Below are 12,032 nucleotides of genomic sequence, written 5' to 3' on the forward strand. Positions count from 1 at the left end.
TTATTTCATCTGGAATATATCATATTTAGAAATAAATGGATATATTCCAGATGAAATAATATTTATTGCTGATAGAGATGAACAACATATACCAAAAAAGCCGCTCCTAAGAGCGACCTTTTCTGGTATTAATATTATTTTCCTACCGAAGAAATAAACTTCTCCAACGGAGCAGTATCTGCAATACTATGGTTGCACTCTTCATGATCGATACAAATATACTGACCTACAGAAGCTATATTATCCGGCGATCCACTCGCTTTGATTTTCACATTGAAAAATCCAAGTTCACGATGTCGATTACAGAACATACAAAACCCTTTTTTATTCATCGAAGTTATCTGTCCCTCAATACCGACCAACCGATCTTGATGCGGATAAACAATATATAGACGATTTGTCGCAATATCTGTCCATCTCAGATATGTTGTATGTGTATAATCGATTACTTCTAGATTAGGTGTTTTGAGCTTTTTCGCTTTTGGGAAAAGCTTCTGAATCTGCTTGAGCGACACTTTTGGAAATGGAATCACATACACATCCAGTTGTTCTAAATACTTTTCCAGATCATGAGTCGCTTCATAGGTAGATAACTGTTCCAAAAGACTTTTTTGCTCTGCGGTCAAGTCGTTAAAAGCTTCTATAACGTTCATAACAGCAGTTTCTCTAACGGTTGCTAATACTTTACGATCTGCAACACTTCGCATTGTTTTTAAAAGAAAATCTGCTTGTTTTTTGATCACATTCAATTGATAATTTTGGATAAATGGTGTTTGCATTGCTTTCAGCCCCTTATTATTATTCATCAAATCATAAGGTGCAAAGCCTACGTATACCAAAACACGCTACAACATGGGCGATATCCTTTGTTCTTATCGCGCCCTACACAAAGAAATGCGCCCCGTTTAGGCTTTGCGTAAGGCCTTTGTAGTGAACGAGCAATCTAGCACTGCTACCAACATTGCCACGGTATGACCCCCAATTCAGTAGTATATCCAAATTATAACAGGGAAATGCTAAGAAGGAAAATCAACTTTATATTCCAGATTCTGTGGTTATAACAGATCATTCTTATCATTTTGCAATTGCTTTATAAACTGTTGTAACTGCTTCGGATGACGTATAATGATAACTTTTTTATGTTTTCCGACTTGTTCCAGCTTTTCTAACGTTCTCACGCGATTTCTTTTTTTATAATTCCATACCCATTTTATAAATCCAATGTCGATTTTTTCCGGGCAATCTTTGTTAAGATCAGGTCTTGTTTTGCCATGATACTGCACTCTTCGCTTTATAATCCGATACATACACAACCATCTAGGCATATCCAAAAAGATAATGACATCAGCTCGCTTAATCCGTATATCTAATGTTCTGGAGTAATTACCATCTATAATCCAACGATCTGTTAACGCAAAATCTTCTACTTTCCGATCCCATTCTGTAGACTCTGTCGCTTGCCAATTAGCTTTCCAGTAATAACGATCCAAGTGAATAACAGGTAATTGCCATGCCTGATGAAGCTTTTGCGAAAGAGTCGATTTTCCGGAACCTGAACAACCTATCACCATCACCCGATCCATCAATTTCACCTCTTTTTTATTCCATACATTGTATTATTTCGCTTATATCTAACTCTATAGATGTAGATATATAAAACTTATATCATTTATTCAATTTTCATTTAAAATTAGTTCTTTTATACTATTTTTTATTGCTGTATTCCTAATCCTTTGATAGTATAAATAAGAATTTGGTTATATTTAACTATTTTACTCTATTAAATACTAATACATTAATATAAAAATGATAGGATGTGCGAAATCATGTTATTTAAAAAGTTAATATTACCTGCTACTGTTATTATTCTCCTTTGTGGCTGTGTTAACCAACAAGAAGATGTACAAATTACTAACTCAAGTACGGATTCTACATCAACTACTGAGAGCACAACTAAAACACTAGACACAAATAAGCAACAAAATAAAACAGAAACCACTTTGTCTAAACAACAAAAAGAAGATATTAAAAAATATCTGATAACTTATACGCAAGGTATACAGTATATAGGTCAACAAATGCAAGAAGTTGTTACACCTGCTAATATATCTGAAGAAATGACTGAAGATGAGATACTGGCTAATATTCAACCTTATTCAGACAATATTGATAAAAAATTATCTGCTCTTTCATTAATCACTACACCTCAAATCAAGGACACTGATTTGCAAGCTGATGTTATAGCTCTTCGCGATCATGTACTGGTTATAGGTTATACAGGTAAACAAATTATAGATAATCTAAAACGCTACTTAAAAACTGGAGATGAAGCTATTTATAATGACACTATCAAAATGTATGAACAAATGGCTGCTAATCAACAAGAATTTATGGAGCAGGCTAAGGACTTAAGATATCAACTGAACTAGTCTTAATAGGCTACCTTAACTAGACAGCCTATTTTAGTTTAAACTTTTCTATAATCATGTCTGCCACCGTATCTGCTGATAGATGAGTATTATTGATCCGTAAATAATGTTGCTGTTTAATCTCATCGGATAAGGAGTTAAGTCGATACAGTGTATTTGTTTCAATCAGCTCATTTTCAGACCATTCGGTATTTCGTTTGGTTGGTTTATGTATTAGTCTATTCTCGGTCTTATTTCGCACCTTACGTTCTTCGAGATCAGCTTCAAGTTCCACATAATATACTTCAGCACCCCTAGATCGAAATAGATCAGAAATGTTCTCGATATAATCCCAATCACTTTGCAGATCAAACGCCCATACATAGGTGAAAATCAGTCCATCCAGATTACTTTTGGATATTTCTTCAAATATCTCTTGTCGGATGACCTGTACCAACCGCTTGCCAGCAGGCGTACCGTAATCGAAAAAGTTAGACACCAAATCAATCGACATATGATTATGAAATAATTTAAAGTTCGTTTTAGCTACAAGACTCTGACCGACTGTCATTTTCCCCACTGCTTGCGGACCAAATAAAATTATAAATTTCATAGAAACTCTCCTATTCTTTAGACTTCACTATTACACAGCACACACCCATGACAGGTTAAATAAACATCATGCTTTTCGCATTTTGGATATCCTATTGGAATCGTAGGTCGATTATCACCTTCTTCAATTTCTGTCCATTCTATGTAACTTTCCATATTCACATGTTCCTGAGTAAATACTTCAATCATTGAATAAAATTGTTTTAAAGCACTTATAATAAACTCTTGATGAGGTTCATAACTTAGTTTTTCCCAACCTAGCCCATCTATTGCTCTTAAAATTACTTTCAACATAAAGCTTTTTTCTACTGAAAAGTGATCAATCGTCCAGGGCATTTTGTCGATATCAAAACTGACTGTTCCCATGCCTACAATCGATTGATCTCTTTGTGCTATCCAGATCATCAGTTCTTTTTCACGGTTGGTGTTAGCCAATATAGAGCCACTAATCGATAACACTTCGATAAAAACAGATGTTAATCCGTTAGACATACCTATAGATTCAACACTGTCGTTCAACCCTTGAGGTAACGATATAGAGTTTGACATGTTTTCTCTCCTTTAATCTATCGTCATATCACAAATAAATGTATAAACTGATTAAAAATAATTATCAATTAGCCATTCATTAGTTAATTGGAATACATTCATCGTATACTTCAATCATTATATTGTTATTTAGTCTTACTTATTAATTTCTGATATTGTTCCCATTCAAAATAAAAGGGTCCTATAGGTATAGTTTTATTATCAGGCTCTAGCTTAAAATCTCTCCATATGATCATGTCTGCTTCTCTTTCTATGAGAACAGATATAAAACCACATTCTTCATCCCCGCACCAAGGACAGACCAATATCGGATATCTATAATATAGATAAGGATGCATCTGTCTGAGTAGCAAATAATCTAATATTTGTTTTTGATGCTCTTCCCCACCCCATCCTAACACAGGAACCATATCATATTTTTTCAGCATGTTATAAAGAGATTTACCATCGATGACAAAATCAATAAATTCTGTATTTTTATTTCCATCTTTTTGAGGATCGAACTCATCGTATCTCTGTGTAGGATTTAATTGTAAATGATTTATGTTATGCATATATTCTCCTTATTATGTATTTCTTTATTGAGTATATCAGTCCTTTTATCATTTTCAACATGCTGTTTTGCGCAAATAAGATATAAGGATTCTTTTCTATCCATTCATTCGATCTCGACTCTATCAAAAAATTAATATTCACTTTTTTTACTTATTAAAAAACGAGCTAATCTGTAGTGGTTACAGATTAGCTCGTTTTTTTTCTTCTATTTCTAATTAGCTTATACTTACTTAGATTATTGTTCTATGCTATTTTGGATCTATCGTTATTGGGTATACTCACTTCTTCATCCATCATCACACTATACTTGCTACGCTAACTTACGAACTCACATTTTTATTTTTTTCATAAAAACGTGTATTGTGAGAAGAGACTCCTGCCATATGAGAAGCATCCGGTTCTAGATACAATTTGGCTGCATTTACTGCAAGCACAGCATCGTTAAATGCGCCTGCGATCAGTCTCACTTTGCTTCCATACGTGATACAATCTCCTGCACCAAACACGCCTTGAATATTGGTACGCATACGTGGATCTACCGATACACCGTAATCTTCCCGCTCTAGGCCCCATTCCATTAGATTACCAAAGTTACGATCGTATCCGTGATTGACGATGACTTCATCGACTTCAATATGTTGTCGCTCATCCGTATGCATATGCGCAATTTCCACACTATCTATTTTATCTTGTGCACCATGTAGATGATCTATACGATAAGGTGTGCAAACCTTAGCAAAAGATTTCATTTGTGCAACAGGTTGTTCATGTCCTCCAAATTCATCTCGTCGATGCACAACAGTGACTTCTTTGGCTAACCCTGCTAACTCATTTGCCCAATCGACTGCTGAATCTCCACCACCGGAGATCAGTACGCGTTTACCCGCAAATCGAGAAAGATCGGTTACCGTGTAGTGTAGATTGGTCAGTTCATATTGATTCGCACCTTGAATATCTAGCTTCTGAATCTGAGTCATCCCTCTACCGATACACAACACAATAGTCCGTGTGTAATGACGTTCACCTGTTTTGGAGGTAAGCATGAGCACTCCATCTTCAAGCCGCTCCAAGTGAGCCACTTCCTGACCAAATACAATAGTGGGTTCAAATGTTTTGGCTTGTCTTTCAAGCGAATCAATAATGTTCTCGCAACGAGTCGGATCAATGCCGCCTACATCCCATACTAATTTTTCAGGATATGTACGCATAAAGCCACCGAGTTCATGTTTGGCTTCGATAATCTTGGTACGCATCGCTCGCATTCCACTATAGAAAGAAGCATACATCCCCGCAGGGCCACCACCAATAATAGTGATATCATAAATATCAAGCTGTTCAATAGGGTTCATCTTATTTCACCAACTTTTCGACGACGTTATTCATCAATAACACAGAACCGACAGGTCCTACTCCATGAACAAAGTCACTGGTTTTCAAAGGGAATACATGATCGTTTTTGACGGCTGTCAGACTTGCCCATACTTTATTTTCTTTCAATTTTTTCATTGATTCGGTATTATCGTGATCTTTCAAAATACGATCTTCGACAAAAATATAATCGGGATTCATATCAGGTAAAGCTTCCAGTGATATAGGAGAGAACCAATCGGTAGAGTCTTTGATCGCTTCAGGGCTATGTAGACCTAATGTCTGATAAAAGAATGCACTACTATTCGCCGCTTTAGGCCCCATCACACGATAACGCTCTGACTCTACACGTAGAATCAATACCGTTTTGTCGCCAATGGCTTGCTGAATCTGTTCTCTAGCTTGCTTGGCTTTGGCATCGAATGCTGCTAGTACTTGTTTGGACGTTTCTGTTTTATCAAAAATACTAGCTAATTCAGGCATAGCTGTTTTCATTTCACTATCTGCATTGATCGCTACTGTTGGTGCAATTTTAGATAACTCTTCATAGGTGCCAGGCTCCATACCTATTCCAATCCCTACGATTAGATCTGGAGACAAGGATAGCAATTGTTCATAATTATATTGATACTGCTCGGCTTCAATCATTTGAATTCCATTTTTTTTAAAATAAGGAGCACGATAATCTGGTTCTACTTCCGGTACAAAAATCACCATCTGTGGTGGCACACCCATTTCAATCAAATACTCTGCATAGATCGAGCTAAGCACCAGTACATTTTTAGGCTTTTCAGGAATAGTGACTTCTCCAAAATAATCTTTTACTACTTTGGTTGCTGTAGCTTGTTCAGTAGCTGTTGCTGTGTTTGCTTCTTTATTCGAACCGCTAGAACAAGCGGACATCAACACGCTAAATGCTATCAAGATTATTCCCCAACTTAACAAACGACGCGACATAAATGTATCTCTCCTCATATGATAATGATTATTATTATCATATAGTATCAGACAACAACTCTTCCTAACATGGGGAATCGTGCGTATTGATTTGAATTATTGTGCACTATTTTTAGAAGTAGGGTTAAGATGAGTCGTTATTTCATCCAAAATCATCGTATATCCTTGGATTCCACGTCCTTCTACCCATAGCCTTGTATCCATATCAAATACTTGCTGTTGCTGAACAGCTTTTAACTGTTGCCACACATCACTGTCTATTAATTTGTTCATGCTCTCTTCTGTACTGAACTGCTCTATAATTCGTTTTTCTATAAAAAGATAATCAGGATTGGCTGACAACAACAAATCGAATGTACACGGATTGAACCATGCTTTACCTTCTTGCAATACCTCTGGCGCACTCAAATCCAACTGATGATACAATAATCGGGCAATCCCCACTGCATCTACACCAAGATAACGATATCCAAACGGTTCTACTCGTAAAACCATAATAGTCGCTTTGGCGTTAATGATCGGTTGTAGCGCTTGTTTGGCGATAGTTATTTCTTGTTCTAACTGAATTTGAAGTTGCTGAGCTTCTGTCTGCTTGTTAAATACAGACGATAATTGTTCCAGTAATGTCATTACATCTATACTCAAGCTTGTAATCAAAGGGGCGATAGCACGTAACTGTTGTCTCACCTCTTCAGACCAGACATTGCCAACCAACAATTCAGGTTCTAATTGCTGAATCTGCCCAATATCTTGCTCATACTGCGCGATCTCCACCATTTTCACACCATGGGCTTCGAATTGCTTGAACTGATGGGGAGCCAAAAGAATCGGAGTAACAATCACCGCATAAGGGATTATACCAAGGTGAATCATAATGTCTGCACAGGTAGAAGAAAGACAGACTATTCTGCGTGATGACAAGCTGTCAGCATATAGACTTGGCGAAACACCAACCAATTGCTTAAACCTGCGGCTAAAATAATGCGTATCTTCAAAGCCCGACTTTTTGGCAATATCTTGTGAATTGATCTGTGTAAAGATCAGTTGTTCTTGCGCTCGATACATACGAAAAGAAGCTAGATACTCTAGCGGTGACTTCCCGAATCGCTCACTAAATTTACGTGAATAATACCAAGGACTTACTCCTGCAATCTCTGCTAACTGCTTACGGGTAATCACTTGATCATAATGAGTCTGCATATATTCAGCAGAACGTATGATTCCTTGAGTCAGTGTCTGTTGATCATCGGGTTGATGCATCCTGTCCATATACAGATAATTAAGCAATTCATAGATCATATAGGGATGCTTAATAGATGATTCGTACTGTTGATCTGCTTCTTCTTGACTCAAATGCTGGCTAATATTGGTTAGTATTCCGCCTGTTAATTGTACTTTCTGATACGTTCCTTCTACAGGAACAGACCATGGGTATTCAGTCAAAGTGGAGGTATTATCTGCTATACCATATGTATTAAATTCAAGGCACCAACCTGACAAATCAAGTTGACCTCCTTCAAGCACTTCGATCAACGAGTATGCTTCTACTGCAATTAATTGACCGAATGACACTTGAACACGTTCACCGTTAATTTTCCAGATGGCCTGTCCATCTATAATAAGAATGAATGCTGGATGTATAAAAGAATGATATTCCCCGATCGACATCCATTGATGGGTTAACGCTTGTGTTGATTTCCATTGTACAATCCACTGCTTTTTACCAGACATCACGATTTCCCTCACTATCATCCAATAAGTTAGAACTTGAGCTACTTTGTATAGTATGCAAGCTCCAATTGCTTTTTGTGTATTGTATCATAGGATATAAAAAATAAGCCTGCCTCCACAGCATAATAACTGTAGAAACAGACTTACTTGAGCTCAACCTGTTCTAATCTTATTTACAGATCATCGAGATCAAAATAGGGTTAAGCTTTCTTTGCTAGATTAGAAAGTATTCGTCTTTATTTAAATTAGCTTTGCTTCAAAATATCACGGAATCCTTCGCTAAGTGGTGTATTCGGATGACCTAATACGTTTTGGAAATCCTGACTGTCTACAGCTAGTGAACCTTGACGAATCGCCGTCTGAATACCAACTACAAATGGAAGAGCGTCTACAGGTACGCCAGCTTCTTTCATTACTTGTTCATAAGTTGCATCATCCACTTGTTGAACAGGAATATCTTTGCCACTGACTTCAGCTAAGATCGCTGCTAGCTCTTCTTGTGTTAATAATGGACCTGACAATTCATAGACTTTATTATTGTGACCTTCATGAGTTAACACATTAGCTGCTGCTTCTGCATAATCACGACGGATCGCCCAGCCTACTTTACCGGTTCCAGCAGATGTTAACCACGGAGCCCCTTGTAATGCAGCTTGAATCGTACCCATCTCATTTTCCAAATACCAGTTATTGCGTAGAATAGCATAGGTGATACCTGAAGCGATTAGCGCATTTTCAGTTTGACGATGATCTTCTGTTAAAAAGAATGTACTTTCTTGAGCATTCGGTGCACTCGTATATGCGATAAAGCTAACACCTGCGGCTTTAGCGGCATCGATTGCAGCTTGTTGCTCTGCTACACGATTACCCGGCGAAGTTGAGATCATCAATAATTTATCGATACCTGCAAATGCGGAAGATAATGTCTCTGGACGAGCAAAATCGCCTTCTCTTACTTCTACACCTTGAGCGCTTAAATGCTCTGCTTTTTTCGGATCACGTACACTTGCAACGACATCACTAGCAGGAACCGTTTTTAATAATTGCTCAATAACTAGTGAACCTAATTGACCTGTAGCTCCAGTAACTAGAAATTTCATAAGCGCAACCTCCATTGTATCTCACATTATTTTTTGATCTGTAATCAACTTGCTCTATTCATCATAATCAATAACGTATGCAATTCATATTACATTCAGCAAAATAAAATAATTTGTTATCTTAAGCACAAATTCATTTATTTACTTTATGTAAGTTAGTATATTTAAAATATAAAGTTTCGTCAAGTAACCAAAATAAATTTATACATCGCTAGATTTGTTGATATGAGAGTAATGATGCGATGCTACACTGGATTCACGCACAATTAAACGGGGTTCAAATTCGACACGTTCATATTCAGTTCTATCAGGTGACTGAATACGTTTGAGTAATAGTTCTGCGGCTAATCTACCTACTTCATTGCCCATAATCGAGACTGAACTGATCTGCGGAGTCGTGATCGTTGTCCATAAATTATTATCGATTCCTACAATAGCGATATCTTCAGGAACACGCACCCCTAATTCTTTGAAACGATTCACAATACCGATCGCTACCATATCATTTACAGCATAGATTGCATCAGGCATATGTTTGAGATGATAAAAATAATTCGCTGCTTGCCGTCCCGTCTCAAAGGTGAAATCTTCGCCAAAATAAACAAGTGAAGCATCGACCTGCCCCACAGATTGTTCATAAGCAAGATAACGTTCTTCAATCTTGTCTTTGGGTGCACCTGCATAAGCAATTCGAGTACGTCCAATCTGAATGAGGTGCTCCATCACTAACTTGCCTTCTTGCTTGGCAAGGCCTACAATATCGGCTTTGAGATCAGAGCTTAGCTTTTTACTATAATTAATAACCGATATCGGGATACCTGCACGATTAATAAGACTTTCCAGTGATTTGGGATAAGCGAGTGGCATCATCACTAACCCATCTACATGAAGTTTTTTGATGTCACGTAACGTTTCCAGTTCCAGTCTGGCATTTCCCAGTGTATTGATCTGTACCACACGGTATCCATGTTGTTTTGCCGCTTGTTCAACTGCCCATGCGATATCAGGAATAATAGCGTTACGAATATCGGGTACTGCAAGCGCAATCTGACGGGTCTGACGAATTTTGAGACTTTGGGCAGACGTATTCGGTGTAAAACCCATTTCATCAATAATCTGTAGTACCCGTGCTCTAGTCGCTTGACTGATCCCTGTACTGTTATTTAATGCCCGCGATACGGTAGCAATGCCGACTCCCGCTTGCTTGGCTACATCTTCTATCGTTACTTTTTTTGAAGTCATCTTTAGATCGTCCTTCCTTACCGGAATCGTTTCCATACTATTTTGAAATTTTTCATTAGTTACATCCATTATATCATGCAGTCTGATCTACAAGCTGTATCAAGGGATAATGCATTATCCGCATGATTCTATTTCGTTATTGAACTCTCCTTTTGATCTTATATAATCTCATTTAAAGGTTATTCTTATGAAAAAAGAATCTCTTTTTTCAATGATTATCATCACTTTTTATTGCTAAACCATTTGACTTTATGTCAATAATGTGACATTATAATTTTCGGAAACGTTTCCTAAAATATTTTATAATTAACTTTAAAATGATATATTCAGACTAGGGAGATGACAGAAATGCAAGCATTGCGTTGGCATGGTGTTAAAGACTTAAGAGTAGAAACGATCGAAGAACCTCAAGCATCCGCAGGCAAAGTAAAAATCAAAATTGAGTGGTGTGGTATTTGTGGTAGTGATTTGCATGAATACGCAGCAGGTCCTATCTTTATTTCTCAAGGAACAAATCATCCATTAACTCATGAACAAGCCCCTGTCGTTATGGGACATGAATTTTCCGGACAAGTGGTTGAAGTGGGCGAAGGTGTAACCAAAGTGAAGGCTGGTGACCGTGTGGTCGTAGAGCCTATTTTTGCATGTGGTAAATGTACAGCTTGTAAGCAAGGTAAATATAATCTGTGCGAACATATGGGATTCTTAGGTCTTGCTGGTGGTGGCGGTGGTTTCTCCGAATATGTCGCTGCTGATGAACATATGGTTCACAAAATTCCAGATAGTGTGTCTTATGAGCAAGGTGCTCTTGTTGAACCTTCGGCTGTAGCTTTATATGCTGTACGCCAAAGTCAATTAAAAGTCGGTGATCGTGCTGTAGTATTCGGTGCAGGTCCAATTGGATTGTTAGTGATCGAAGCACTTAAAGCATCCGGTGCAGCAGAAATCTATGCTGTTGAATTATCAGAAGAACGTCGACAAACAGCCGAATCTCTAGGCGCTATTGGTCTAAATCCTGCTGAAGTAGATGTCGTTGCTGAAATTCACCGTCTAACCAATGGTGGAGCTGATGTCGCTTATGAAGTAACAGGTGTACCTGTTGTATTAACACAGGCGATTCAATCCACGAAGCTGAGCGGACAAATTATGATCGTTAGTATTTTTGAAAAAGAAGCTCCAATTCATCCGAACCAGATCGTCATGCAAGAGCGCAATATTACAGGTATTATCGGTTACCGTGATGTATTCCCTGCGGTGATTAGCTTAATGAGTCAAGGCTACTTCTCTTCTGAGAAATTAGTCACCAAACGTATCGCTTTAAATGAAATTGTAGAACAAGGATTTGAAGCATTGCTAAAAGAAAAAAACCAAGTGAAAATTATGGTTTCTCCGAGTCTGTAATCGTTAAGACCTTTATAGAGTCTAATTGAGGAGAACTCATCTACTTTTATTGATATATTTCTATCTCTATTTAAATGATTGATTTTATTCATATTTTATAGACAAAGAC

General features: G+C 37.4%; 12 protein-coding genes. 2 read left to right on the forward strand and 10 right to left on the reverse strand.

Annotation, left to right across the window (positions count from 1 at the left end; translation table 11 throughout):
- Window positions 1-134: 134 nt before the first annotated feature.
- Both PTI45_RS14845 and PTI45_RS14850 read right to left on the reverse strand, forming a co-directional pair.
- Window positions 135-779, reverse strand: a complete 645-nt coding sequence (locus tag PTI45_RS14845) for a FusB/FusC family EF-G-binding protein (protein WP_069328385.1) — start codon at window positions 777-779, stop codon at window positions 135-137.
- 276 nt (window positions 780-1,055) lie between these two features.
- Window positions 1,056-1,583, reverse strand: a complete 528-nt coding sequence (locus tag PTI45_RS14850) for a DNA topology modulation protein (protein ID WP_069328386.1) — start codon at window positions 1,581-1,583, stop codon at window positions 1,056-1,058.
- Window positions 1,584-1,826: 243 nt separating this feature from the next.
- On the opposite strand from PTI45_RS14850, the gene PTI45_RS14855 reads away from it, so the two are divergent.
- Window positions 1,827-2,429 carry a hypothetical protein gene (locus PTI45_RS14855; protein ID WP_069328387.1) on the forward strand — a complete coding sequence of 201 codons (603 nt, stop codon included), beginning with the start codon at window positions 1,827-1,829 and terminating at the stop codon, window positions 2,427-2,429.
- A 28-nt stretch (window positions 2,430-2,457) separates the two neighbouring features.
- Here the strand turns inward: PTI45_RS14855 and PTI45_RS14860 are convergent, their stop codons facing one another.
- The 8 genes from PTI45_RS14860 to PTI45_RS14895 form a co-directional block, all read right to left on the reverse strand.
- Window positions 2,458-3,021: an AAA family ATPase gene (locus tag PTI45_RS14860; RefSeq protein ID WP_069328388.1), complete on the reverse strand. Its 564-nt coding sequence runs from the start codon at window positions 3,019-3,021 to the stop codon at window positions 2,458-2,460.
- 17 nt (window positions 3,022-3,038) lie between these two features.
- The gene (locus PTI45_RS14865; protein ID WP_069328389.1) at window positions 3,039-3,569 is read right to left on the reverse strand and encodes a hypothetical protein; all 531 of its coding nucleotides are present in this window, start codon (window positions 3,567-3,569) and stop codon (window positions 3,039-3,041) included.
- Window positions 3,570-3,694: 125 nt separating this feature from the next.
- Window positions 3,695-4,123, reverse strand: a complete 429-nt coding sequence (locus tag PTI45_RS14870) for an oxidoreductase (protein ID WP_069328390.1) — start codon at window positions 4,121-4,123, stop codon at window positions 3,695-3,697.
- A 321-nt stretch (window positions 4,124-4,444) separates the two neighbouring features.
- Window positions 4,445-5,473, reverse strand: coding sequence for an NAD(P)/FAD-dependent oxidoreductase (locus PTI45_RS14875; protein WP_069328391.1), 1,029 nt, complete (start codon window positions 5,471-5,473; stop codon window positions 4,445-4,447).
- Between the two features lies 1 nt (window position 5,474).
- Window positions 5,475-6,449: an ABC transporter substrate-binding protein gene (locus PTI45_RS14880; RefSeq protein ID WP_069328392.1), complete on the reverse strand. Its 975-nt coding sequence runs from the start codon at window positions 6,447-6,449 to the stop codon at window positions 5,475-5,477.
- A 96-nt stretch (window positions 6,450-6,545) separates the two neighbouring features.
- Window positions 6,546-8,180 carry a helix-turn-helix domain-containing protein gene (locus PTI45_RS14885; RefSeq protein ID WP_069328393.1) on the reverse strand — a complete coding sequence of 545 codons (1,635 nt, stop codon included), beginning with the start codon at window positions 8,178-8,180 and terminating at the stop codon, window positions 6,546-6,548.
- Window positions 8,181-8,425: 245 nt separating this feature from the next.
- Window positions 8,426-9,280 carry an SDR family oxidoreductase gene (locus PTI45_RS14890; protein WP_069328394.1) on the reverse strand — a complete coding sequence of 285 codons (855 nt, stop codon included), beginning with the start codon at window positions 9,278-9,280 and terminating at the stop codon, window positions 8,426-8,428.
- A 201-nt stretch (window positions 9,281-9,481) separates the two neighbouring features.
- Window positions 9,482-10,522 (reverse strand): LacI family DNA-binding transcriptional regulator, encoded by a 1,041-nt coding sequence (locus PTI45_RS14895; protein WP_069328395.1) that lies wholly within the window; start codon window positions 10,520-10,522, stop codon window positions 9,482-9,484.
- A gap of 348 nt (window positions 10,523-10,870) precedes the next feature.
- Between PTI45_RS14895 and PTI45_RS14900 the strand changes: the two genes are divergently transcribed.
- Complete coding sequence (locus PTI45_RS14900; protein ID WP_069328396.1) at window positions 10,871-11,923, forward strand: 2,3-butanediol dehydrogenase; 1,053 nt, start codon at window positions 10,871-10,873, stop codon at window positions 11,921-11,923.
- Window positions 11,924-12,032 lie beyond the last annotated feature (109 nt).

Origin of the sequence: Paenibacillus nuruki, assembly GCF_001721045.1 — a bacterium.
Classification (GTDB): Bacteria; Bacillota; Bacilli; order Paenibacillales; family Paenibacillaceae; genus Saccharibacillus; species Saccharibacillus nuruki.

Bases quoted from the DNA above. Each gene is read 5' to 3' on its own strand.
- PTI45_RS14845 (WP_069328385.1), bottom strand. From the start codon at position 779: ATGCAAACACCATTTATCCAAAATTATCAATTGAATGTGATCAAAAAA.
- PTI45_RS14850 (WP_069328386.1), bottom strand. From the start codon at position 1,583: ATGGATCGGGTGATGGTGATAGGTTGTTCAGGTTCCGGAAAATCGACT.
- PTI45_RS14855 (WP_069328387.1), top strand. From the start codon at position 1,827: ATGTTATTTAAAAAGTTAATATTACCTGCTACTGTTATTATTCTCCTT.
- PTI45_RS14860 (WP_069328388.1), bottom strand. From the start codon at position 3,021: ATGAAATTTATAATTTTATTTGGTCCGCAAGCAGTGGGGAAAATGACA.
- PTI45_RS14865 (WP_069328389.1), bottom strand. From the start codon at position 3,569: ATGTCAAACTCTATATCGTTACCTCAAGGGTTGAACGACAGTGTTGAA.
- PTI45_RS14870 (WP_069328390.1), bottom strand. From the start codon at position 4,123: ATGCATAACATAAATCATTTACAATTAAATCCTACACAGAGATACGAT.
- PTI45_RS14875 (WP_069328391.1), bottom strand. From the start codon at position 5,473: ATGAACCCTATTGAACAGCTTGATATTTATGATATCACTATTATTGGT.
- PTI45_RS14880 (WP_069328392.1), bottom strand. From the start codon at position 6,449: ATGTCGCGTCGTTTGTTAAGTTGGGGAATAATCTTGATAGCATTTAGC.
- PTI45_RS14885 (WP_069328393.1), bottom strand. From the start codon at position 8,180: ATGTCTGGTAAAAAGCAGTGGATTGTACAATGGAAATCAACACAAGCG.
- PTI45_RS14890 (WP_069328394.1), bottom strand. From the start codon at position 9,280: ATGAAATTTCTAGTTACTGGAGCTACAGGTCAATTAGGTTCACTAGTT.
- PTI45_RS14895 (WP_069328395.1), bottom strand. From the start codon at position 10,522: ATGACTTCAAAAAAAGTAACGATAGAAGATGTAGCCAAGCAAGCGGGA.
- PTI45_RS14900 (WP_069328396.1), top strand. From the start codon at position 10,871: ATGCAAGCATTGCGTTGGCATGGTGTTAAAGACTTAAGAGTAGAAACG.